This is a genomic window from Piscinibacter sp. (assembly GCF_050175855.1).
Classification (GTDB): domain Bacteria; phylum Pseudomonadota; class Gammaproteobacteria; order Burkholderiales; family Burkholderiaceae_C; genus Piscinibacter.
Genome location: NZ_JBFXIO010000027.1, coordinates 1 through 22381 on the forward strand (window position 1 = coordinate 1; position 22381 = coordinate 22381).

The following is a 22381-nucleotide window of genomic DNA, read 5'->3' on the forward strand; positions in this document are numbered from 1 at the left end:
TACCGCCACGGCCGCCGCCAAGGCGGTCGGGCGCTCATCTTGCGGGGGTGGCAACCGCCCGGAACCCGCATGGATACTGGGTTTCAAGCCAAAGCGCACCAATCTGCACGAAAAGTACGACTACCCCCAGAACGTATGCCTTGGAATTTTCCATCGCCAAATGATGTCCTGATAAGAACACTTCTCAGGACATCGCGAAAATTCTTCTATAGTGGGGGTACCGCTCTTGGGGGACCCCTTTTTCATGCCTACGGAGGTGGTGGCTTCAGAGGTAGCGCCGGCCCCTGGCCAGCTCACCGCCAACGCCAGCGTGCCGCCGCGGCGCCGTGGCCGTCCGCGTGGCGCGAAGACCCGTCTGCTGCGCGAAGGCAGCGGCGAGCTCGGCCGCCATCACTTCGCATTTCTGCGCGCCCTCCTCGACGGGGTCGACCTCGAGCGCGCTTGGCGGCTCTACCTCTCCTTCACCGGGGGGCCCAGCGATCGTCGCCACTTCGCCACCCGTCTGCGCCTGGTCGTCGCGGCGATCGAGCACGCCGGCGAGGCGCGGGGTTGCGGTTCGGAGTTGGCGGTGGCGCTGCCGCCCCTGCGCGCCCTGCCCGACTTTGCCGTAGCGAAAGCCGGACGAGGGGCAGGAAAAGCCGGACACATCAGCACTCCCGAGGTGGCGCTGAGGCCGGCATCAAGCCGGCCACCCTCCCCTAGCCTCGAAGAATGGCGCTCGCAGTACTGCGGTGCGACCGGAATCGACGAGGACTTCTACACGGAAGCGGAGTGGCTCGAGCTCTACGCGGAGGAGTTCGGCGAGGACGCGGCGGCGGGCCAGACCGGGGCAGGAAAAGCCGGACACTTGGCCGCCCCGCCCTCCCCTGCCCTGTCCGCCACGACTCATTCGCGGATCGTCGAGGGATCGCCTGCCGCGGCCACCCCGCGGCTATCCGCGACCCAGCGCAAGGCGGTCGTCGAGGCTCTTGCGGCGCTGGAGCGCGTGCTGTCGCGTGAGGCCGGCCTGGACGACGAGGCTGGCTTCTGGCTCGGCTCCGGCATCCCGCGCGACCTGGCCAAGGTCGGCGTCAAGTCGCTCGGCGACCTGGTCAACTACATCAACATCTACGGGTTCCGCTGGCACCGCCGTGTGCCCCGGATGGGCGTCGTTCGGGCCCGGCGGCTGCTCGAGTGGCTGACTCCCATCGCCGAGGCCGGCGGACGGCCCTTCAAGGAGTCGGCCCGGCGCCCCGAGACCGACCTGGCGCTGCTGCGTCGGCGGGAACTGGCGGGTCGGGGGGTGGCCGGTGCAGAGCCGTTCGCCCTGGTCCCGATCGTCGACGGCACCTTGTCCGATACCCTGTCTGGCCGTCAGGGCGCCTTTCGATCGCATGAGGCCAACGTCTGGGGCGCGGAGACCGATGTTCAGGCGATCAGCCAGTGGCTGAGCCGGTACCAGGGGCAGACCCGGCGGGACTACACGCGCATCGCCGAGCGCTTCTACCTTTGGTGCATCCACGTCCGGCGCAAGGCCCTCTCCTCGCTCCAGGAGCCCGATCTGCAGGCCTACCAGGCCTTCCTGGCGGCTCCGCCGGCCGATTGGGTGCAGGAGCGCAAGGTGAGGCGCGAGGACGCCTCCTGGAGGCCTTTCCGGGGCCCGCTGGGGCGGAACAGCCAGCGACACGAGTTCACCGTGCTGGGCAGCATGTTTTCCGCCATGCACGAGAAGGGGTACCTGCGAGCCAATGCCATGGCGAACCTGGGCCGGACGCTGGGCCTGCTGAAGCCGAGCATCGACGTTCGCCGTTCCCTGAGCGAGCGCCAGTGGGCTTTCGCCATGGAGGTGCTACATGAAAAGCCGGACAGTCCCGAGCGGCGGCGCCTGCAGTTGCTGCTGGAACTCGGCAGCACCACCGGCCTTCGTTTGTCGGAACTGGCCACGACCCGGCTGAAGGGCTTCCGGCGGGAACTGGTGGATGGCGAGGAGGCATGGTTGCTGGACGTCATCGGCAAGGGCGGGAAGCCCCGGACGGTGATGGTCTTCGACGAGATCAAGACGCTGCTCGAGCAGCACCACCGGGACATGGACGCTGCAGGCCTGGGCTTCGACTCACGTGTGGAGAGAGTCCAGGCGGCCAACAGCCTTCCGACTACCGCGGCAGGCGAGCGCATGGCGGGAACTGGCCACGAACTCGACAGCAGGCCCGATGAGGGGGTGGGGCAGGCATTGCAGGACGCGTTGCGGGCAGAGCACCAACAGGCCTGGCGGCCCCTCGTCGGGATCCTCAAGCGCCCTCCCCCGCGGCGCAATCTGGACCGGCTCGGCGTTCCGTTCCTGGATCGCGAACTGCCGTCGCAGGCTGACCGCTACGGGGCCTTGGAGCGCTCGGCGATCTACAAGGCGCTGCGACGGTTCTTCCGCGAGGTGGCCGTCGCCGCCGCTGCGCGCGATGGCGCCCCCGGTTCGGCGGACTTCCTGAACGCATCGACCCACTGGCTGCGTCACACCTTCGCTAATTCCGCCGTGAAGCAGATGCAGCCCCAGGTGCTGCAGAGCCTGCTTGGGCACTCCGACCTTAGAGTGACCTCGGTCTACGTGAAGGCTGACGCTGTGGACCTCGTGCGGGGCATGCGGGCGATGCAGCGGGCGGCCGAATCGGGGACTGAAGAAGCGCCGCGCCGCAGGGCATCAGCGGCGTCCACCACCCCAAAGTAAGCCTGTGAAGCCGGGGTGTGGTACGGAACCACACCCCCCGTTGGCGGCCCCTGGAAGGGGCATTCAGGAGCGCTGTGGTACGGTACCACGGCGCGCATTTCGAGGCCGATCGGGACGGCGCTTCTGGAATCCGTGACTCGCCGGAATTGGTTCCGGCTTGAGCCTCGGCGAGGGGGTCGATGGTGTCCGTGGTACGGAACCACGGACACCCGTTACGGTGCTTCCGGGAGGTCCGAAAGCAACTTCTGGAGGGCCGTTTCGAAGGCTGCCCAGCGGGCCGGCGGCAGGACACCACGAGGCAGTTCCACGGTGACTGCACCACCCTTCCCCGCTCGGATCACGCCCTTCTTGCCATCGGCAATCACGAAGGCCCGCGAAGCTTCCTTTGCCTTGGGCTTGGCCTTCGCCGACACCGCCTCGGTCAGGCTGCGAAACACCTCCGCAGCAGTCGGCTTCGGCGCGCGGCCGGCGAGCAAACGGGCCGCCGAGAGCACGGCGTCCGGATCCTGCTGGTAGGCCTTGTCCAGCGCGACGGCCCAACGGAACTGAATGTCGACCGGGCTGCGGAACGCGCCGACGATCTCCTGCGGCAACTCGGCCACACGAAGCGCCTTGGCCACGTTGCTGTGGTCGAGGCCGATCTGTTCGGCCAGCCGCCGCGCGCTGGGAAACAAGCCCTCGTTCAGCGCCTTGTGGTAGCTGACGCCCTGCTCCCAGGCCGATAGGTTCGACCGCCCGCGGTTCTCCCGCTGCATCTGGATGTAGAGCGCCTGGTCGTCGACGTTCTCGTCGACGACCGCACGCACCGGCAGGCCCAGTTCGAGGCACGCGCGCGTCCGACGAGAGCCGTAGACCAGTTCGAACCGAGGCCCGTCCGCCTGCTCAGCCGCGGCACCGCGAGCGGGTCGCACCTTGATCGGCTGCACGTTGCCGCCGGCACTCTCAATCTCCTGCTTCAGTTCGATGAAGGCCTGACTCGAAAACGAATCCGCGTGGCGGTCGGCCCAGCGCGTCAACACGATCTGGTGCGGGTCGATCAATTGTTCGCCGACCTGCAACTTGAGCTTCTCGATCTCGGCATTGAGCTTCGAGACCGCTTCCGTGTCGGCGGCTGCGCCAGACAGCATCCGGGACAGCATCCCCACCCCGGTGCGAGGCACGGCCAGCTTGGCATCGGCCTGCGGCTCCGCAGCTACTGCGGGCGCTTCGACATGGTCCGGAATCTTGAAGGCGATTCCCTGCCCCTTCTTTTGCGTGGCCACCTCAACCTCCCACCTGGCGCTGCCAGAACGTTTCCATCTGCTGCTCGATCAGGTCCACAAACCGATCGTAGGCCTCGAAGGCGCTCTTGAAGGTGCGCGTCGAAGCGTTGTCGCGCGTCGCGTCGTAGACGGTCCCGAACTCCTTGCTCGCGGTCCGGACGGCCTCGACGTCTGGAATCTCGACCGGCAGCACGCGCTCGGCGTAGGCGGCCTGGATCCACTCGCGGATGATCGCCGTCGATTGCCCGGTGTTGTCCTTGGGTGCGGCGTACTTCACCTTGGACAGCAGGATGTTGATGAACGCGAAGTCCTTGCCGGCGCCCCGTCCGGCGAAGTCGTCGGCCAGATCCTTGAACAGATCCCAGAACTGCGCACTCGACGCGAAGTCCAGGTTGCTCGGTGGCAGCGGCATGATGATGCCGTCGCTGGCCATGAGGGCGTTGACCGTCAGGAACGACAGCGACGGCGGCGTGTCGCAGATGATCACGTCGTACTTCGACCGGATGGGGTCGAGCCCGTAGTCGAGCGTGCGCCAGAACTGGAAAGCGGCTTCCTTCAACTGTCGCGTCGGAAGGATGAACTCGGCCGAGAAGAGGGGAGAGCAGGACGGCACCAGATCCACGCCGTCCCAGTAGGTTGGGCGGATCGCATAGCTCACGTCCGACACGTCGCCACTGAACAGCGGCAGCAGCGTCTGGGTAACGTCGACCTCGGCGTCCGGCAGGAAGCCGAACAGGGTCGTCATGCTGCCCTGCGGGTCGACGTCCACCACCAACACCTTGTGGCCACGCATGCTCAGCCCCTGGGCGAGGGTGGTTGCTGTGGTCGTCTTCGAACTTCCGCCCTTGAAGTGCGCCGTCGAGATCGTGATGGCCTCGCCGCCTTCGGGCCGCAGATGGTCAGCCCGGTAGTGCCGGGCCCACTGCCGCATCTCTGAGAGCGTGAACTCGCGACGGGCGCCCGTCGACGTCAGCCGCCCGGTCGGCAGGTCGCCAGGATTGCGCACGCGATAGTCGTACTGGGAACGCTCGATCTTCAAGCGCTCGATCAGTTGGGTCGCTGAGAACGTCGGCGGCAGCTTGCGGGCATCCGGCGCTAGCATCACACCGCGAGCCTGCGCCACGATGGACGTTGCCCGCTCGGCCTGCTCGGTGATGGCCTTCAGCGAGATTGGGTGGGTCGCCAGGGGCCCCTGTGTGGTCGGATCCATGCGTTCCTTGCAGTGCGCTATGACAATGAACGCAATTCTACGTGAGACAGTGCTTTTTCAAGACATCGATGAATTCCACGTCTATCGCAGACAAGCCAGTGCTCGGACTGCGAAGAACCTGGATTTCAGGACGTTTTGAAGACTTCCTCCAAGGGCAGTCGTCGATCAGTTTTAGAAGTTCAATAGTTCAAGACTTTCTCTGCCAGAAAGTCATTTGAAATCAATAAGTTAGCCGGCTCTCCGTCCGGACTCCCGGCGCCAGTCGTCCGGACAAGGCTGCGGAAGCGTCCGTGAACCTGGTTGAAGGCGTCCGGGAAGTCCTGGGGATAACTTTTCCGCCTGTGGATAACTTGGCGTCCGGGTTTTCAGGCCCCGTTTCGACCCCAGCCACCGTTCTCGAGAGGTCGTCCGTCGCGCCCACGAGTCGCCCAAAGTGTCCGGGTTTTCCGGCCGTAGTCGCTCGGAAGTTGCTCAGTTCTGATCGCCGACCGAGTTGCACGTGTCGCGTCCGAAAGACGCTGGTCAACCCGGACACTTGCCCGAGGTTGGCGCCCTAGAATGGACGCATGGGCAGCGTGGCAATCGTGAGGCAGATGGATGTGGTGCAGGGCATGCTGCACAAGTCCGTCATCGCCCTGGCGATCGTGCCGACCAACCGATCGCTGACGGTCACTGGACGCAAAGCGTACTCGGTCATGCTGCATCTTGCCCAGATGCAGGCAGCGGCCGGAACAGAGGGTGCAGACGGCGGCTTCGCTGCGCCGTTGAATTCCATCCTTCGCGGTTTCGGTGCGACCAACAGCATCTCCAGCGATGCGAAGAAGTACATCGACCAGATGGTGTCGACGAAGGTGGAGTGGAGGCCACTGTCGAAGTCCGAGCAGCAGTTGCCGCTGACCTTCGGTATCGACGGCAAGGAGGAGGGCGCCTCGCCGGCTCAGATCACCGACGAGTTGCGCATCTTCAACCTGCTCGCCGAGGTCCGTGTCTACAAGCGTGCAGGCGAGAACTGGGTGACCTGGTACTACCCGCCGTCCATCCGGGAAGAACTGGTGAGCCCCTCCCGCTGGGCCCAGGTCGACTTCGCAGTGCTGCGCCAGCTGACCACCTACTGCGCGGTGGCGCTCTACGAGATCTGCGCCCGCTACCGCGACAGCCCCGCGGGCGTCACCAGCCGGCAGCACTGGTCCTGGTGGGCCGAGTCACTGCGAAGCTCGCCGACCTCCAAGGTCCGCGCATGGCGCAAGTTCAAGAACGAGTTTGTTGCGCCCGCCATCAAGGAGATCAACGACCTCGGCGACATCGAGGTCGAGTTGATCGAGTTCAGGCGCGGCCGTGAAGTCGAGTTCGTTCAGTTCGCAGTCAAGAAGAGCGCACGGCGTCCCGAGAGGATCGCGCCGGTGCCGCCCGACGTGACGAACATCCTGAGAGGAGGCAAGCTGAACATCCGCGACACGGTGATCGAGGAACTCGAGCGCGCGTACGGCGTTGTCGCCGTGACCGAAGGACTCGAGCGCTACGAGCGCTTCCTGAGCGGAGCGGACCGCCCGCGCATCGGCAACGCCGGCGCCTACCTGCGCACGATCATCGCGAACAAGGCGCGCGAAGAGGCGCCGGCAGGGCAGGGCGCCGAACCAGAGAAGACGGCGCACGTGGTCGTCGAGAGCAGGGCGGCATCGGCGATGCCCGCTTCGCGTCGCGATGTCGAAGACGCTGAGCGCCACCGGCGCTTCAGCCTGATCCGCGACCAGTTCGCCAAGCTGGACGTCGAGGAGCAGTTGGAGTGGGTGCGGCGCGTGCGTGACGAGGCGGACGCAAACACGGCACCCAGCCCGAGCATCATGAAGCGCCTTGCGCGCGGTGAGTGGCAGTCACCGCTGGTCCAGGTGATGGTGATCCAGCACTACGCGAAGAGCGAGTTGGGTGAGGACTGGGCGACGCTGCCGTTGACGGAGTTCGAGAGCCTCATGGCCATCGACGCAGGCAGCGAACGGGACGTGGGCTGAACTCGCCACAACTGCCGGGGCAAAAAAAATGCCCCACTGCATGTGCAGTGGGGCAGGGCGCGCAGTGACTAGGCTGCGATTTGCTCCGGGACATCCTCGACAGCGTTGCTGCCGACTTCGTCCTTTCCGAGGTCCAACTCGGCTTCGAGCTCACGTTGCCTCGCGATCAGCGAGGCCAAGCGATCCTCGTGCTCGAAGGGCCGCTGCAGCTCAGCCGCAAGACCTTCGAGTTTCGAGCGCATCCTCGCGAGCCGCTGGGCGCAGTCATCGCGGTGCGGCGCAATCTCGCGGATCGTCTCGATCAAGCCGGCGTGGAGTGCCGGTCCGGTCTGGCACGGTCTGCACTCGTGTGAGCTCGCGCCCCGCACGAACAGGTGCACCTCGTCCTCTGCGCGTCCGATGAACACGCACAGTTCGAAGGCCCCGACGGTGCCGATGACCTCGTCCCGCGCGGACCGCGAGATCGATGCCCTCGCGCTGCGCACGGTCGCCCTGAGCACCTCGCCGATCTCTTCACGACCGCGGTGGGTGCGTCCGTGGACGTTGACCACCAGGTCCGTTCCGAGAACGGCGTGCGCCCGTTCGGCATCTGCCACGAGGGCTGCGAGCAGCCGCTCATTGCTCTCGATGCGCATCGGCAAGCCGGCCACCTCGGATTCGTTCGCGTAGCGTTGGTTGCGCCACACGGACAGCAGCGAGGTGTACTTCGCGATCTCCGCGTCGACACCAGCCTTCTCGATGATCTTCGGATTGCCCGACGCCAGCGCCTTCACTTCGGCGTAGGTCAGCGTTGCGAGCTCGACGTCCTCGACAGACCGGATGCCCTTGTCCCCGCTCATCACCTGCGCAATGAACTTGGCCTTGGTGAGCACCGTCTGCCAGCTGTACGCGTCGAAGCTGCCTTCGGTGACGTAGCGGATGATCTCCACCTCCGCGCATTCGTTGCCCTGGCGAAGGATCCGGCCCTCGCGCTGCTCCACATCACACGGACGCCATGGGCAGTCGAGTTCGTGCAGGGCCACGAGGCGCCGCTGCACGTTCGTGCCGACGCCCATCTTCGGGGTCGAACCGAGCAGCACACGAACCTTGCCTTCGCGCACCTGGCGGAACAGGCGTGCCTTCTGCGAGTCGGTCTCGGCATCGTGGATGAAAGCGATCTGCTCGGCCGGTAGGCCCAGCTCGATCAACTCTTCGCGCAGCGCCTGGTAGACGCTGAACGCCATGCCACTCTTGGGAGTGGACAGGTCGCAGAAGACCAGCTGCGCCCTCTTGAGGCTCGCAGTCTCCTGCCAGATGTTGTGCACCTCTCGGGCGCACTGCGCCACCTTCCCGCCGGGGTCGGCTGGTTGGCGGCTGTTGATCAGTCGCATGTCCAGCGCGGCCAGGCGGCCTTCGCTGGCGATCATGAGCATGTTGTCCTCGCGCGGGTCCACCCGCGCGGTCTTCAAGCGCTCGGCGCGCTTCACGAGCGATCGCACAAAGGCGCGCAGTGGCTCGCTAGGCTTGCACGTCACCGTTCTGGGCTTGTCGCCCTTCAGGATCGGCACCGGCAGCTTCAGCATCTCGCGCGTGCGGATGTCCGACACGTCGCAGAACACCGTCATCAGGTCCGGCACGTTGATGAAGCGCGCGAACCGGGTGTTGAGCCGATAGCCGCTGCCGTCGGGCGCAATCTCCAGCGCCGTGACCGTCTCCCCGAAGGTGGCGGCCCAGGCGTCGAATTGCTCCAGCCCCAGCGAGCGCAGCGTGTTGGGCTGCAGGAATCGCTGGAACGTGTGAACCTCGGCCATGCTGTTGGCCACCGGGGTCGCCGTGGCCAACACCACGCCACGGTGCTCGCCTCGGTAGAGGCTCATCGTGTGGCGCGTCTTCAGGTACAGGTCGAACGCGCGCTGCGAGTTGCTCAGCGGCAGGCCTGCGATGCGTGCCATCTTGGTGTGGCGGAACAGATTCTTGGCCGAGTGGGCCTCGTCGTACGCAAGCCAGTCGACCCCCAGTGCTTCCCAGCAGAGAAAGTCGTCCTTGCGATCCTGGTTCTCCAGGCGTTCGAGCCGGATCTTCCAGGTCTTCTTCATGCGCTCGAGCTGCTTGACGATCCGGTTGGACCGGCTGTCCGCGCTGCACATGCGCACCGCCATCTCGATCTCGCGGATGGTGTCCTTGATGAAGTCGCCGGTGAAGCCGGCGGACATGGGCAGCAGTTCGAAGGTGGAGTGCGTCATCACGATCGCATCCCAGTCGCCGGTGGCCACCCGCGCCACGAACTCCCGCCGGCGGTCGCCGGCGAGGTCCTCCTTCGTCGCCATGAGCACGGCGGCGGAGGGATAGAGCCGCACCAGCTCTGCGGCGTACTGCTCGAGGCAGTGGTTCGGCACGATGTGGGCCGGCTTGTTGGCCAGGCCCAGGCGGCGCAGTTCCATGCTCGCGGCCACCATGATGGCCGTCTTGCCGGCGCCTACCGCGTGAAACAGCCCGGTGTTGCCGGACTGCACGACGCGCCAGATCGCGTTGCGTTGACTCGCGTGGAGCTCGAAGCACTGCGAAAAGCCCGGCAGCTTCAGATGCGAGCCGTCGAACTCCCGCTGGCGGATGCAGTTGAACAGGTCGTTGTAGATCCTGCACAGCCGCTCGCGCCGCGGAGCGTCCTCGTAGGCCCATGCCGCGAAGCGGTCCCGGATCAAGCCGAGCTTCTCGCGCGCCGCGAGCGTCTCTTCCTTGTTGACGATGTAGGCACCGTCCTTCTCGGGGTGCGGGTCGCGCACCGTGGGTGTCTGCACGTTCAGCGCATGCTGCACGAGGTCGATCGCGTGCATGCGCTGCGTGCCGTACTCCTGGATGCACGCGACGCTTTGTCGGGCCGCCCAGTCGTTGAAGGTCACCGACCAGGTGCCGGCCACCGCCAGGTAGCGCACGGCGGTGTCCTGCAGGCCGAGCACCTCCTTGATGAAGGCCTCGACCACGTCGGCCGGCACCCAGACCGCACCCAGTCGCAGCGCGATGTCGCCTGGCGGCAGATCCTCGGGGATCACCTTCTCCAGTGCCGCCACGTTCGCCCTGTAGGCGTCGCCAGCGGCGAGGGCCACGGTCAGCTTGCGCTTCACGTTGCCGGAGAGGTACTCGTCGGCCGGCTCGTGCCGGTCGCCCTCGGGATTCAGGTAGATCATGCCGCGCGCGGACAAGTCCGCCACGGCGTCTTCGGGCGTGGCCCGCAGCAGCCGGGCCATGTAGTCGGGATCGACCCGGCCCTTCCACTGCATCGACAGGGCGAGTGCCTCGTCGGGATGCTCGGCGACCGTGGCCTCGCGGACGGGCGAGATCGTTCGCTTCGAGAAGATCGCGGCCTTGGTGGCCACTTCTTCCTCTTCGTCGTAGTGCTCCAGGGACAGGAGCAGCGGATAGTCCGGGTCTCGCCGGAAGGCGAGGGCGTTCGCACGGGAGGACAGGTAGCCGTGCTTGCCCACGAACCGGTCGTAGCTCTGGTTCAGACGCCGTCTCAGTTCGATCAGCGCCTGATCCGTCGTGGCGCCCAGCTGTGCGCTGAGCAACGCGCGAGCCCGATCGCGGATGTCCACCATGCCGGCGATTCGTTGCCGGACCGTGGCGTTGAGGCGGTCGTGCAGGTCCACGACGAGATCGCCCTTCACGATGCCGATGCGGCCTTCGCTGACCACGAGCGATCCCGGCCGCGTGCCAGCGGGTGCCGGCACGATGTCCCGGTTTGTTCTGGCGGGGGCCTTGGGTTGCACGCTGTACGCGCCCTTGGGCACCAGGGCCTGGGCGCCGAGCAGCGCGGATTCGAGGTCTCCATCGAGCATGGCCGTCGGCACGGCCTGGAAGCCGTTGCTGACCCTGTCGATGCGACCCAGCACATGCTCCGGATGGCGCACGAACCAACGGTTGATCCGCAGGTACTGCTCGTGGCAGCCGTCCCGGAGCATCGTCTTGGGTACGTAGTCCAGGTCGAGCCACTCGGCTGCGGCCGCCGCCTCTCCCGGCGCGCGCTTTCTGAAGACGACCAGGTCAGCCTGCACGCTGGTCGATGCGATGCGCTCGAACGTGCCCGAGGGCAGTCGGAACGCGGTGACCAGGTCGGCTTCGGATGCCACGTGTGCGCGCATGCCGGCATCGCTCTCGTTCAGGAAGTAGGTCGAGGTGATGAAGCACACCAGACCGCCAGGGCGGAGCACATCGAGCGCCCGGCCGACGAACCAGTTGTGGATGCTGGCTCGGCTGTAAGGCCGGTTGCGGTTGTCCAGCACGCCGTAGCGGCCGAACGGGACATTGGACAGGATGAGGTCGTAGGTTCCTTCGGCCAAGGTCGCAGCCTCGAAGCCGACGATCCGCACATCAACTCCGCATGCCCCGTAGAGGCTGCGAAGGATGCGGCCAGAGATGCGGTCCAGCTCGATCGCCGTGACGCGGCTGCGCTGGGCAATGTCGGCCGGCATGCAGCCCAGGAAGTGCCCAGTGCCTGCGCTCGGTTCGAGGATATTGCCGCCCTGGAAACCCAGGCAGCGCAGGGCCGCCCAGATCCAGTGGATGACGAGCGGATCGGTGTAGTGGCTGTTGTTGACCGATGCCCGCGCCGAGTCGTGGTCGTCGGCCGAGAGCAACTGGCGCAGGCGACCGGCGCGCTCGACCCAGGCTGGATCCCGGCCCTCGTCGTTGAAACTCGCCGGGATGCCGCCCCAGCCGGTGTAGCGCAGCAGTGCGCGGCGTTCGCTGTCGCTCGCCGGCCTGGCTTCGCTCTCGATCGACCGGAGCGCGTTGATGGCCAAAACGTTGGCCTCGAACTTGGTGGCCTGGCCTTCGATGCGGGCGAGGGCTTCGTCGTCCCATGTCGGCCACTCGACCAACTGCGCGGTGTGGGCCGCGGCGGACATGGTGGGGCGCCATGCCTTGGGGACCTGCACTTCCACGACCGCTTGAACATCGACCGCAGCGGGAGGGGCCTCCGCAGCTTCAGCGAACAGGTCGGGGTATGCGGGGGCTTCGGTGTCGAAGCCCGGCAAGGAAAGGGTGTAGCCACCCTGGCTGGATGGGGACATGTGATCTCCGTGATGTGGAGAGAGCACACGCCCCCTGGGGAGCGTGAGCTCCCGGTGGGAGGGGGTCCGCAGGCCGCTGAGGCGGCATGCGGTCGTGCGTCGACCAGCCGGACTGCCAGAAAGGCAGTAGGCCGATGCGAACGGATCTGGGGTTCGGTGCGGCCGCCTGTCAGGCGGGCACCGGAAGAACTCACCGCCTGAAGAGGCGGCGGCGGGGCAGGGCCCAGCGCGGATCTACGTGCGGGTCACGACCGCTAACGCCGGCTGTGCCGGAACGCCTCAGAGGGCGGCTGTGGCCGGAAGCCACGAAGCGAATTGAGTATGGAACAAGGGGGCTGGATGGGAAAGACACTCCATCGCGCTGGCGCATGTTCATCGGACATGAACCGGCCATAGGCAGCCGCGCCGCATAGAGGCAAGGGAAGCGGGGGATGCCGCAACCCTCTCGGTGCCTGCGCCAGCCCGAGTGCTGCCTCCCCGGTGTCGCCGTTTGCTACGATTGCCCCGTTTGCTTTATTGTTCCTGCTTGCCTAAAATCGGCTGATGGGCACCAATGTCAGCACCCCTGTCCTCCTGCGCCGGATCGCGCAGCTCGAAGCGGCCGTAGGACGGCTCAGCGAAGACCTGGGCAGTCTTCGGTCGGTGGTCAGCCGCCACGCGCTGCAGCCGTCGAAGGCCGGTGGCGCGCGACCGCGCGCCGCGCGTTCCCAACTGCCCACCGGGACGCCGTCTCAGTCCGCCACGTCCGGTGGGCTTGCCGGTGCCACCGCACGAGGCGAAGCGGCCCGGGTGCAATGGGTCAAGGACGGCCTCGTGGTGCCCGGTGAGCAACTCGCTCAGGCCTGGGGTCTCACACGGCAGGCCTTGGCGCCCGCTGCAGACCGGGGCGAGGTCTTCGCGGTGAAGATCGGCAACCGGCTGTACTACCCGCAAGCTTTCCTGGCGCTGGACCGCGAGGTTGTGGCCGCTGTATGCCGCGCCCTCGGCGACCTCGGTGCCAGCGAGAAGCTGATGTTCTGGTTGCGCGAGCACGGGGCGTTGGGGGGGAAGGGCGTCGCCGCGGCCCTGGACGCCGGAGTCGCGATGTCCAAGGTGGAACGGTTGGCCACGGCCTGGGCGCGCGAGCGGGGAGCCGCGCGTGTCGCTGCGGCTGCCTGAGCCCGGGACATTCGAGGATCTGCTTCGGCCCATCAGGGTCGAGGTCGCCTCGCTGGTGCGACTGAGCCGGTACCCGGGCACCGAGCCGTACTGGTCGTCAGGCGTGTACCGCTTCGATGACCCGGACCCAGGCCGCGCCGGCGAGTTCGGCACTTGCTATACAGCCAACTCGATCGAGGTCGCCTTCGCGGAGAGCGTGATCCACGAATCGGGACGCTTCGTCGATGGCGCCTACGAGGTGCCCTCTAACGAACTGACGGAGCGATCGGTGGTGCGGTTCGCTTGTGAGCAGCGCAAGACGCTGGTCCTGGCGGACCTGACCGGCGCGGCCCTCAAGGCACTGGGCCTGAACAACGACATCAGCGCGCTGGCCGACTACTCGGTGAGCCAAGCGTGGGCACAGGCTATCCACGATGCCGATCCGCGATGGCAGGGTATTCGGTACGTGTCCCGCCAGACGAACAAGGGCTTCGCCTACGCGATCTTCGAGCGCAGCGGGTTGAAGAAGCTTCGGTCGGAGAGGCTCAAGGTTGCGCAGGTGGATGCGCTCTGCGATCAGTTCAACGTCGACGCAGTGTGACTCTGCCCGAGTTGGGCCGCATTCTGGCGGGGGACATTCGCCAAGAGATCTCGGCCCTGGACCGGGCTCTGAGTCTGTGATGCGTTCAGCCGCCGCACCTCATGGCAATGCAGCTTTGACTGGGTAAAAGCCACGGCGGCCTTCCTCGTCGCCGTCACCAACAAACTCCAGTGGCTCCAACAGCGCCTTCGAATCGTCTCTGATTTCCTGGTTCTCCAGAATGATGAGCTGGCCAGGACCTTGCCACTTCGCCAGCCATGCATAGAAGCGATCCGTGACCGTGGATACTGCGACGTCCCGCTGCTCTTTGCTTTTCGGGTCAGCATAAGACTTGAGCGGCGAATCAATGACGACAAGCCCAAGGTGCGGGTACCCGTGCGCAACGGCATGCTCCATCACCGCGATCGCCAGCGCGGCCAAGAAGATCGAGCGTTTGCCAGCGCCGAAATCGAGACGAGCGCGGCTGTCGAGGACCAAATCGCATGCATCTGCGTCGAGCAGCACCGATTGGATGCCTGTGAATCCCCAGGCATGCAGGTAGCGCTTCGCAATTGCAGCGACCTCGGTTGCAGCAACGCCAATATTGCGACTTAGCGGAATTTTCTTCTGCTTCTTCGCGTTCGTCAGTCGCGCGAGCTCAGCCAGTAGCTGGGCTTCCTCGTCGAACTTGGCCAACTGCTCAGACAGTGAGCTCCGGCGGACCGCTAGCGACTTGGGATCGCCGGTGAATTCGTAGCGTGTCTCGTTCACGCGTGACTTCTCAGTCGCTTCAAGCTGGCCGAGTCCGGCGCGAAGCCGTGCAACGGCTTCCCTCATGCGGGCGGCGCGGTCGTGCTCGCGGGCGAGCGCAATGGTGAGGCCTTGCCGCAAGATGACGATCTTTTCGAGCTCGGCCTTCAGTGCCTTTCGGTATCCTTCTTGGGCGCCTTGCCGCAGCTGCCTGGGGTCGAACTGCGCTTCAGCCGAAGTTCCGCATAAGGGACATGGCGTTTCCTCGAGCGCTTGAAACATGGCGACGCCCTCCCAGGTGGCACCCAGGCGTTCGCTGTCGCTCTTGTACTTCGCATCGAGCAAATCAAACCGCTCGATCATCGACAAGCAGTGGTTTCGTTCCCGCTCGGCCGCCTGAAGCTCCGCGCTCGTTTTCAGGATGTCGTCGCGCACCCCCTTGAGCGAGCTGGCTCGTGCCTCGTAGTGGGTCGTCATCGCATTTAGCGCGACGTCGACGCGCTCAAGAGCGTCAGCTACATCGACCCTACTCTGATCGCTGGGCAAATCAGCGCGGACACGTCGGAGAGCTTCCTCTACTCCCAGAATCTGCCCAGCGAGCCGATCCAGTTCTTTCGAAGTCTTGACCAGTTCGATGGCGGAGTCATCGGCACCGGTGAGAAACATGTGGAAGGCTGCGATCCGCTGCGTCGCGTTGGCGACCGAGCCGGCTGTCGCGTCTTCGCTGATCATCGTCGGCTGCGAAAGCAGAAACCAGTGGCGCAAATCGCCGCCGGTGACAAGGCCGCGCTTAGATCGCGACCTGAGCAGTTGCTTGCCGGCCGCTCCGGCATGCCGCACAAGGAAGTCTCCGACGTCCTCCTCCAGCACTTCCTTGGTACGGATGCCGTCCTCGCCCACGCCCAACTTGCTCAGGCTCGAGTCGCCTCCCGCGTGGGCACGGCGGACCTCGTACCGAGCGTCATCTACCTCAAGCTCCAGGGTGAGCAAGTCGTAGCCCAGCGCCTCGGGGATCTTCTTAGGCAGCTTCTCGCCACCGAGCAGGTACCACAGGCAGTCCCGGATGTACGACTTGCCTGTGTCGCTTGCGCCACGGACGAGCATGGCGGGATGACGAAAGTCGACCCGAGCATCGGGTTTGTCGGGGCCGCTGGCTACCAGTGAAACGAGCTTGACCGTCATAGGAGATAGGGCTGCTTGACGATTTCCAGCTCTGCGCCCCAGAGGTGCCCACTCTCGGCAAAGAGATTGAGCAGTTCGGCCGAGGTGGCCGTGCCGAAATGTTCGGCTGCCCAGACGCAGCGTTCCTGCAAGTCCCGCCAGTACTTCGAAGAGAGTGAGCCGACCATGGTGAAGCTGCTCGCGCCGGCGACATACGTCATTCCACGTTCGTCGAGGACGACGTCGACAAGACCTCGCGTGCTCATGAGGTAGAGACCCTGCTCGATGCGCTCACGTCGGCTGAACAACTCGGCGTTCCGGTACGGCACCGGTGTATGAAGGCTGGCAGGGCCGCCCACGTCTTGCGAGTAGACGATCGCATAGTCGAGAAGTACGAGCTTTTGCAGGTCTGCGCCGCCTGGCCTGAGCGCGAACAGCAAATAGACCATGCGCAACCCGAGTTCGAACGGGGTGTTGAACAGCTCCGGCTGCTTGCGGCTCACCGCACCCATGTCAGCTGCTTTTCGTTAACGAGGTGATGGCAGGTGCCCGGGAGATCACCACCGCGTAGGCGGGTGTGCAGCACGCTGTCGGTCACAGCGAGCGCCTGTGATGCGTCGATTGCTGCGTCGTGGCGCTGAAGGCCAGTCTTGAGGAGCGGGCTCTTCACCTTAAGCTTGATGCCCTTCAAGACCATGTCGAGCAGATTCTTGAACTCATCTTCGACATAAATGTCTCGGCTGAATCGCTTGAGACCTTCTGCCGCGTAGAAGGCCTCGCGGGCCGCGGCAAGATGCTCCCGATAGATCTCGTCTGCCAGCACCTTGGCCAGATCCATCGGCACCCCTTCGGCTTCGGTGTATGCCCTGATCAACTCGGAGACGTACGTCATCTCGTGAGCTTGGGCTTGGGCCGGGACGGCCGGATCATCGCCGCGCTCGGGTTCGATCCCGAACAGACTGCAGTGGGCGTTGGCGTCCTCGGCATGCCAAGCCAACAGGTCCACGACCTGACATTCCTCGAATCGCCTGAAGTCGAAGGTGTTGATGAGCGCCTCCATTGCCGGCGTCAGCTTGGCGGCGCTGAGGCCGTGGGTGCCAGCCCGCCAGGCGCTGAGTAGACTTGAGCGCAGCTTGTCGGGGTCAGCGAGCAGGTCGTGTAACTCCGGGCCCGCGTTCTTCGGCGCACAAAAGTAGTACTTTCTGGGCACAGGAAAGCTCTTGGCCAGAAGGTGACCAAAGAACTTCAGCAGTTCGGGGTAGGCGTTGCCCGGTGTCAGGCGCTGCTCATAGTGCTTGGCCTGATAGAGGTCCCAGCCATCGGAGACCAAGGTTGCCTGTAGCCGAGCCTCGACATCGCGTCCTTTGTCGCCGGCGTTTCCGAGGACCTTGACGGAGACGTACTTTGCGCCACCGATCGTACGCTGTCGACAGGCAGCGGCAATGAACTCTTCCCAGTCCTTGTCCGAGATCGTATGCAAGAAGACGGACGGCGGAACCGTGCCGCGCTTAACTACGAGACGGTGTGCCTTCGGCTTCTTGAGCTTCGCCGGTGCGCCAACTTGGGTTGGCGCACTCTGGACAGCGGTCGCTGGTCCCTTCTTCGCCATGCGTTGCGTGCCTCCCCTGAGACCGTTGGTCGAAGACCCATTGATTTGCTTCGTATTGTTGCCGAAGTTCCGGTGCCCCCAGCGCGTTTGCGCCAAGTTGGTGATGCGGATCGGACTCGTCAAGTTGTTGGCGCGGGCCCAAGGACCCGCGCCGTGAATGTGCAAGGCGCCAACACGCGTCGGACCCTGCGCGCGCTGCTAGACGCAACTCCAGACCTCTCGCCGGCGGCGGTTGTAGAGCGTCACGTTGCCGTGGTCGTTGACCTCCATGACGAACTGGATGTCACGGCCCGACGCTGACCACAGGGGCGGCCAGACGTCGCCGGCGCTGACCTTCACGACGCCTTCTTCAGATCGGGCTGCGTACTCGAGCTCTTCCAGGTCCGGCCAGAAGCCGTATTCACCGGAGGGTGCGAGCGAGAAGCTCATGAACGGAAGGCAATACGCCTGGATGGCCTCGAGGCCCGCGCCGTCGACGAAGGCCTGAAGGGCCTCCGGGTCGTCGCCTGCCTTCTCGAACTCGTCGATCGCGGCCAACGAGGCGCGGCGCCGCTCGCCATCGCGGTCGGTCTTGCTGAACTGGCGCAGCTCGTAGGCGAAGTCGCCCGCGAGAGCGTGGATGTCGTTTGGATCCGCCGAGCAAACGGCGCCGATCCGCGGGGTTCGGATGTACATGGCCTGACTCCTTGGGGGAGCGGAAGGCCACGGCCTGGAGGCCGTGGCCTTCGGATTGAGGTTGGTGGCGGCTACACGTGGTAGTGCTGGCGCACGTAGCGCCGCCGCTGGAGATAAGGGGCGCCCTTGGTGATGTCCAACGGAGCCCAATGGATGAGCCACCGCAGCGCGGCCACCCGCAACAACGGCGGGTAGCGCCGCTCGTGCATCACCGCCAGGAGCTGTTCGGTGGTGTAGTGGCGCATGCCCGTCAGAAGGACGACGAACCTGTTGCAACGATGGGTGAGCATGGCGGCCCCTAGTCCAGGGCACGCCGGATGGTCATCGCATCCGGGTGTTCGCCGATGAACTCCTGCAGCAACTCGTACTTCGCGTTCAGGCTGTCCCAGCCTCGCCAGAGCATGCCGTTCAGCGCGAACGTGGTGGCGATGATTCCTGCCACCTCGGCGGAGACGGTGCCGTGGAAGCCGTTGCCTTCGACCGTGAACTCGAACGCGTCGACGCCAGCCGGGTACATGAACGCACCGCCGTTGGAGAGCTCGACGTAGTTCCAGTAGCCGCCGCGATAGGACGGGCAGAGGTTGCCCATCCAGTCGTACACGGACATCTCGAACTTCATCATCGCCCGCGCACCGAAGTGCTTCGGAAGGAAGTCCATGCGCTGCTCGGCGGGCACGATGCTCGCCGTGATGCGCGCGTCGCCGTCGTTGGCCTGGCAGGGCGCCAGAGCGAAGGAGAGGGAATCGTGGTTCATGTCGCTTGCCTTTCAAGCGCATGAGCACGAGCGAACCCGACTCGGGGTGTCGCCCGAGCTCGGGTTGGGGATATGCGGGGAGGCCCCGCAGGGATTTGCCTACGACCCGTCGATGCCGCCACCGCTGGGCGGCACGCGCTGGGTTGTCAGCTGAGCCGGCAGATGCCGGCGAAGGATGAGGGTGGCCTGCGGGAGCAGGCAGATTGAAGTGCGGGTCACGACCGCAAACGCCGGCCAGGCCGGAACGCTGGTGACAGCGGCAAAGGCAGAGATGCCCATCGCAAGGTCAGTATGAATCAACGATGCGCGGTCGAAAAGGGGCATCGCACGGCGCATGCCCATCCGTCACTCGTCCGCCCCGCACCTGCAGCGGCGGATCTGTCGCTTTGGCCCGCGCGGCGCCCGAAATCCGGGGGGACTTCGAGCCGCCTTTCCGGTTGAAGGCGGCCGCCATCTTCGGGACGATTGGCGCCACGGCAACTCGCCCATCGACGGCGTTGCCTGACGTTCAACCCACAGGTCGAGGTCAGTCCATGGGGCGCCTACCCTTAGATTCGTTGAGCCTGCTCATCAGCGTGGTCGAAGGCGGCCGGAGCTACAAGGAGGTGGCATCTGACCTGGGTGTCGCGCGCTCGACGGTCGAGCGTCGGATCAAAGGCCTGCTGCGCAGGCTTCAGCAGGCGGGTGCGCTGGGCTCGATCCGGGTGGACTGGCTGGACAGCCTGGTCGCGATCCGCCGCGAGCGGGAGACGATCATGGCCGCCGCGCGCGCACACGATGTAGGCGCACCGCCGCCGCCGTGCCGGGTCGTGCTGGATGCGGATGAGGTTGCTGCCGGTGCGAGCCGCCTGCGCTCGTGCTGCCGAAGCGCCAACCGGGACATCGCGCTGATCTACACGCTGCTGTGCACGGGCCTCAAGACCATGGAACTCGCGCTGCTGGAGGTGGGCGACTACCTGGATGAGATCGGCAACGTGCGGCGGATCTCGACACTGCGTGGGGAGGTGGCGGCCAGCGGCATCGCGCGACCGCTGTACTTCAACTCGTCGCGAGCCGTGGCCAGCATCGACATCTACCTGGAAGAGCGCCTGCGTCGACGGTTGGGCACCGGCGAACCCGGGCGTTTCCGTGGGCTCGATCCGAAGAGCCGCCTGTTCCTGACCGAAGCGGGCAGGCCGTTCCTGATCACCCGCCGGTCACCGACCGATTCGCGGCTCACCTCCAAGTATCTGCAAGCGACGCTGCGACTGGCGTTCGCGCGCGCCGGATGGGTTGGCATGACGGCACAGCAGGCACGCAGGCAGGTGGCACTCTCGCTGGATCGACAGGGTGCGGACAGGGCCCAGCTTCGGGAACTGCTTGGGCTGCGGTCGGCGCGCCAGGTACGACGGCTGCTCAGGCTCCCGCCCATGCCGCTCGACCTCGTGTCTCACGAGATCGTGTAGGCCCGATCGTGGCCGCAGACGCCCAGGAGGTTGCCATGGACGCAGCGAAGTACTTCATCCGCGGCGTCACGCTGCTGGCGACCGACCCGGGCCTGCAGGAGGCGTTGTCGAGGGTGTATGAAAGCTCGGAGCGTCCGCGATGCATGTGCGTTCGCGGTGGCGTGGAGATGTACATCGCCAAGCATGGCGAGTACGTCGTCAAGCGCATGCCGGGCACCGGGGACATGCACCATCCGACCTGCCAGTCCTTCGAGCCAGAGCCTGGTCTCTCGGGGCTGGGCGAACTCGTCGGCGAGGCCATCGTCGAGCACAACGCAGATCACGTGGAGATCCGGACCGACTTCCCGTTCTCCAGGGTCTCCGGCAAGGCAATGCCGCGAGGGGAGGCGAACGGCGAGCCTCCCGCCGTGAATGCACCGCGCAAGCGGATGAGCCTGCGAGCGGTACTGCACTTCCTCTACCACCGCGCCGGGCTAAACCGCTGGTATCCGGCGATGGAGGGCAGGCGCTCGCAGGGCGTGATCAAGAAGTACCTCGAGCTTGCGGCAGCCGGCGTGACGCTCAAGGGCGAGACCTTGGACAAGCGCCTGTATGTGCCCGAGCCGTTCCGCGTTGCCGACAAGGAAGAGATCGGTGAGCGGCGGCGGCGCAAGCTGGCCATGCTGCTCTCGCCGGGCGACGACGTGGCCTACAAGATGGCGATCGTCATCGGGCAGTTCAACGGCGCCGAGCAAAGCGCCTACGGGCGCAGGCTGTTGGTCAAGCACATGCCGGACGTGCCGCTGTACATGGAGAACAAGGCCTGGGAGCGCGCCGAGCGCGCGTATGCGGCCACCCTGCAGGCCCGTGACGCCGATCTGGAGCGCAAGCCGATGGTCGTGATGGCCGCGCTGATCTACGCCAAGCGTGAGCACCTCTACCAGGTGGACTCGCTGTCGATGACCCTGGTCTCGGATCAGTGGATACCGCTCGACGGCCTCCATGAGCTGCCGCTGGTCGAGGAACTGCAGCGGCAGGGCCGTGCCTTCTTGAAGCCGCTGCGCTTCGACGCCAAGAGTGGCGCTTGCTTCCCGAACGCACTGCTGCTCGACACCGAAGGCGGGCCATTCCCGCTGCATGTGGTGAGTGCCTTCCTTGACCCGAAGGAACAGAGCGCCAAGGAGAAGGCGGTCCAGGCCGCGGGTGGCGACGCGTGGGTGTGGCGCACCGACCAGGCCTTGCCTGCGCTGCCGCCGCGTGCGGGTTCCGGGACAGCCCTTGCAGGGCCTAATGCGGCGCGAGGGCAGCACGTCTCTGAAGTCGGATAGCAATGGTGAGCCGCGGGGCTCGAGCGCCCGCGGCAAAGGCTCCCGACGAAGCCAGTAGCGGGGGCAACGCGAGGCCACCGGGGTCAGCCGCGACTCGCGATCGGCTGGCAATTGGCCTTTGCGAGCGGCTCTTGAGCTCAGACGCTTGAACCGTAGGCTGGCCGCATGGTCCGCGAGGAAGAGAAGCACCTAATCCGCCAGTGCATCGACGCGCTGCGAGAGGGCATTCCGGGCTTCAAGTCGCGCCGGCCGCAGATGGAGATGATCGCGGCGGTGGCCAACACGCTGTCGCGTTGTCGCGCAGAAGACGAACAGGCTGGCAACGGCGACCACCTCGCGATCGTCGAGGCCGGTACTGGCACGGGCAAGTCGTTCGGTGCCCTGGTGCCGGCGCTCGTGATGGCGAAGTCCAGGCAAAAGCGGCTTGTCGTGAGCAGTTCGACGGTCGCGCTGCAACACCAGTATGCGGAGAAGGACGCGCCCGGCCTGCAGCGCTTGGTGCCGATCCCCTTCACCTTCGCCGTTGCTAAGGGCCGACGCCGCTACGCCTGCACGGCCAAGCTGCAGGCGGAGGGCAAGCTGGCGGGGCAAGGTGGCCTCGACCTTGCGGGCGAGCGCGGCCCCGGCGGTGCCGAAGACGCACCCCGGCGGGTGGCAGTGATGAGGGAGTTGCTGGCTTCCTTCGACGCGGGTCGATGGAGCGGGGATCGGGACGAACTGCCGTTGCCCGTGGTCGACG

Annotated in this window: 16 protein-coding genes and 1 pseudogene; 7 read left to right on the forward strand and 10 right to left on the reverse strand. The window is 65.7% G+C overall.

Annotated features, from left to right (window positions below; all coding sequences use genetic code 11):
• The first annotated feature begins 244 nt into the window (after positions 1–244).
• Positions 245–2698 carry a phage integrase family protein gene (locus tag AB7U92_RS03950; protein ID WP_428574901.1) on the forward strand — a complete coding sequence of 818 codons (2454 nt, stop codon included), beginning with the start codon at positions 245–247 and terminating at the stop codon, positions 2696–2698.
• 212 nt (positions 2699–2910) lie between these two features.
• On the opposite strand, the gene AB7U92_RS03955 is transcribed toward AB7U92_RS03950, so the two are convergent.
• Both AB7U92_RS03955 and AB7U92_RS03960 read right to left on the reverse strand, forming a co-directional pair.
• Positions 2911–3960, reverse strand: a complete 1050-nt coding sequence (locus AB7U92_RS03955; RefSeq protein WP_428574902.1) for a ParB/RepB/Spo0J family partition protein — start codon at positions 3958–3960, stop codon at positions 2911–2913.
• Position 3961: 1 nt separating this feature from the next.
• Positions 3962–5170 (reverse strand): ParA family protein, encoded by a 1209-nt coding sequence (locus AB7U92_RS03960; RefSeq protein WP_250200228.1) that lies wholly within the window; start codon positions 5168–5170, stop codon positions 3962–3964.
• Between the two features lie 566 nt (positions 5171–5736).
• Here AB7U92_RS03960 and AB7U92_RS03965 point away from each other — a divergent pair.
• On the forward strand, positions 5737–7176 hold the full coding sequence (locus AB7U92_RS03965; RefSeq protein WP_428574903.1) for a hypothetical protein: 1440 nt from the start codon (positions 5737–5739) through the stop codon (positions 7174–7176).
• A gap of 68 nt (positions 7177–7244) precedes the next feature.
• Here AB7U92_RS03965 and AB7U92_RS03970 read toward each other — a convergent pair whose 3' ends face one another.
• Positions 7245–12059, reverse strand: coding sequence for a helicase-related protein (locus AB7U92_RS03970; RefSeq protein WP_428574904.1), 4815 nt, complete (start codon positions 12057–12059; stop codon positions 7245–7247).
• A gap of 708 nt (positions 12060–12767) precedes the next feature.
• Here AB7U92_RS03970 and AB7U92_RS03975 point away from each other — a divergent pair.
• A complete protein-coding gene (locus AB7U92_RS03975; RefSeq protein WP_428574905.1) occupies positions 12768–13382 on the forward strand; it encodes a hypothetical protein in 615 nt (204 codons plus the stop codon).
• Entirely contained in the window at positions 13363–13962 is a 600-nt protein-coding gene (locus tag AB7U92_RS03980; RefSeq protein ID WP_428574906.1) for an RES family NAD+ phosphorylase, read from the forward strand. Before AB7U92_RS03975 ends, AB7U92_RS03980 begins: the two co-directional genes overlap by 20 nt.
• A gap of 99 nt (positions 13963–14061) precedes the next feature.
• On the opposite strand, the gene AB7U92_RS03985 is transcribed toward AB7U92_RS03980, so the two are convergent.
• The 7 genes from AB7U92_RS03985 to AB7U92_RS04015 all read right to left on the reverse strand — a co-directional run bounded on the left by AB7U92_RS03985 (position 14062) and on the right by AB7U92_RS04015 (position 19232).
• A complete protein-coding gene (locus tag AB7U92_RS03985) occupies positions 14062–15873 on the reverse strand; it encodes a hypothetical protein (RefSeq protein ID WP_428574907.1) in 1812 nt (603 codons plus the stop codon).
• Complete coding sequence (locus tag AB7U92_RS03990) at positions 15870–16364, reverse strand: ABC-three component system middle component 2 (protein WP_428574908.1); 495 nt, start codon at positions 16362–16364, stop codon at positions 15870–15872. The genes AB7U92_RS03985 and AB7U92_RS03990 overlap by 4 nt, the downstream gene beginning before the upstream one ends.
• Complete coding sequence (locus AB7U92_RS03995; protein WP_428574910.1) at positions 16352–17461, reverse strand: ABC-three component system protein; 1110 nt, start codon at positions 17459–17461, stop codon at positions 16352–16354. The genes AB7U92_RS03990 and AB7U92_RS03995 overlap by 13 nt, the downstream gene beginning before the upstream one ends.
• A gap of 198 nt (positions 17462–17659) precedes the next feature.
• Positions 17660–18136 (reverse strand): hypothetical protein, encoded by a 477-nt coding sequence (locus AB7U92_RS04000; RefSeq protein WP_428574911.1) that lies wholly within the window; start codon positions 18134–18136, stop codon positions 17660–17662.
• Positions 18137–18207: 71 nt separating this feature from the next.
• Complete coding sequence (locus AB7U92_RS04005; RefSeq protein ID WP_250200215.1) at positions 18208–18426, reverse strand: hypothetical protein; 219 nt, start codon at positions 18424–18426, stop codon at positions 18208–18210.
• Positions 18427–18434: 8 nt separating this feature from the next.
• A complete protein-coding gene (locus tag AB7U92_RS04010; RefSeq protein ID WP_428574912.1) occupies positions 18435–18890 on the reverse strand; it encodes an antirestriction protein in 456 nt (151 codons plus the stop codon).
• Positions 18891–18989: 99 nt separating this feature from the next.
• Positions 18990–19232, reverse strand: coding sequence for a hypothetical protein (locus AB7U92_RS04015; protein WP_428574913.1), 243 nt, complete (start codon positions 19230–19232; stop codon positions 18990–18992).
• Positions 19233–19447: 215 nt separating this feature from the next.
• Here AB7U92_RS04015 and AB7U92_RS04020 point away from each other — a divergent pair, with 215 nt between their 5' ends.
• The 3 genes and pseudogenes from AB7U92_RS04020 to AB7U92_RS04030 all read left to right on the forward strand — a co-directional run.
• Positions 19448–20335, forward strand: a complete 888-nt coding sequence (locus tag AB7U92_RS04020; RefSeq protein WP_428574914.1) for a hypothetical protein — start codon at positions 19448–19450, stop codon at positions 20333–20335.
• Positions 20336–20370: 35 nt separating this feature from the next.
• Entirely contained in the window at positions 20371–21642 is a 1272-nt protein-coding gene (locus tag AB7U92_RS04025) for a DUF1173 family protein (protein ID WP_428574915.1), read from the forward strand.
• A 165-nt stretch (positions 21643–21807) separates the two neighbouring features.
• Positions 21808–22381, forward strand: a pseudogene (locus tag AB7U92_RS04030) (hypothetical protein); the annotation flags it as partial.

Excerpts from the sequence above, each read along its gene's own strand:
- AB7U92_RS03950 (WP_428574901.1), top strand. The coding sequence starts at position 245 with ATGCCTACGGAGGTGGTGGCTTCAGAGGTAGCGCCGGCCCCTGGCCAG.
- AB7U92_RS03960 (WP_250200228.1), bottom strand. The coding sequence starts at position 5,170 with ATGGATCCGACCACACAGGGGCCCCTGGCGACCCACCCAATCTCGCTG.
- AB7U92_RS03965 (WP_428574903.1), top strand. The coding sequence starts at position 5,737 with ATGGGCAGCGTGGCAATCGTGAGGCAGATGGATGTGGTGCAGGGCATG.
- AB7U92_RS03970 (WP_428574904.1), bottom strand. The coding sequence starts at position 12,059 with ATGTCCGCCGCGGCCCACACCGCGCAGTTGGTCGAGTGGCCGACATGG.
- AB7U92_RS03975 (WP_428574905.1), top strand. The coding sequence starts at position 12,768 with ATGGGCACCAATGTCAGCACCCCTGTCCTCCTGCGCCGGATCGCGCAG.
- AB7U92_RS03985 (WP_428574907.1), bottom strand. The coding sequence starts at position 15,873 with ATGACGGTCAAGCTCGTTTCACTGGTAGCCAGCGGCCCCGACAAACCC.
- AB7U92_RS03990 (WP_428574908.1), bottom strand. The coding sequence starts at position 16,364 with ATGGGTGCGGTGAGCCGCAAGCAGCCGGAGCTGTTCAACACCCCGTTC.
- AB7U92_RS03995 (WP_428574910.1), bottom strand. The coding sequence starts at position 17,461 with ATGGCGAAGAAGGGACCAGCGACCGCTGTCCAGAGTGCGCCAACCCAA.
- AB7U92_RS04000 (WP_428574911.1), bottom strand. The coding sequence starts at position 18,136 with ATGTACATCCGAACCCCGCGGATCGGCGCCGTTTGCTCGGCGGATCCA.
- AB7U92_RS04005 (WP_250200215.1), bottom strand. The coding sequence starts at position 18,426 with ATGCTCACCCATCGTTGCAACAGGTTCGTCGTCCTTCTGACGGGCATG.
- AB7U92_RS04010 (WP_428574912.1), bottom strand. The coding sequence starts at position 18,890 with ATGAACCACGATTCCCTCTCCTTCGCTCTGGCGCCCTGCCAGGCCAAC.
- AB7U92_RS04015 (WP_428574913.1), bottom strand. The coding sequence starts at position 19,232 with ATGGGCATGCGCCGTGCGATGCCCCTTTTCGACCGCGCATCGTTGATT.
- AB7U92_RS04025 (WP_428574915.1), top strand. The coding sequence starts at position 20,371 with ATGGACGCAGCGAAGTACTTCATCCGCGGCGTCACGCTGCTGGCGACC.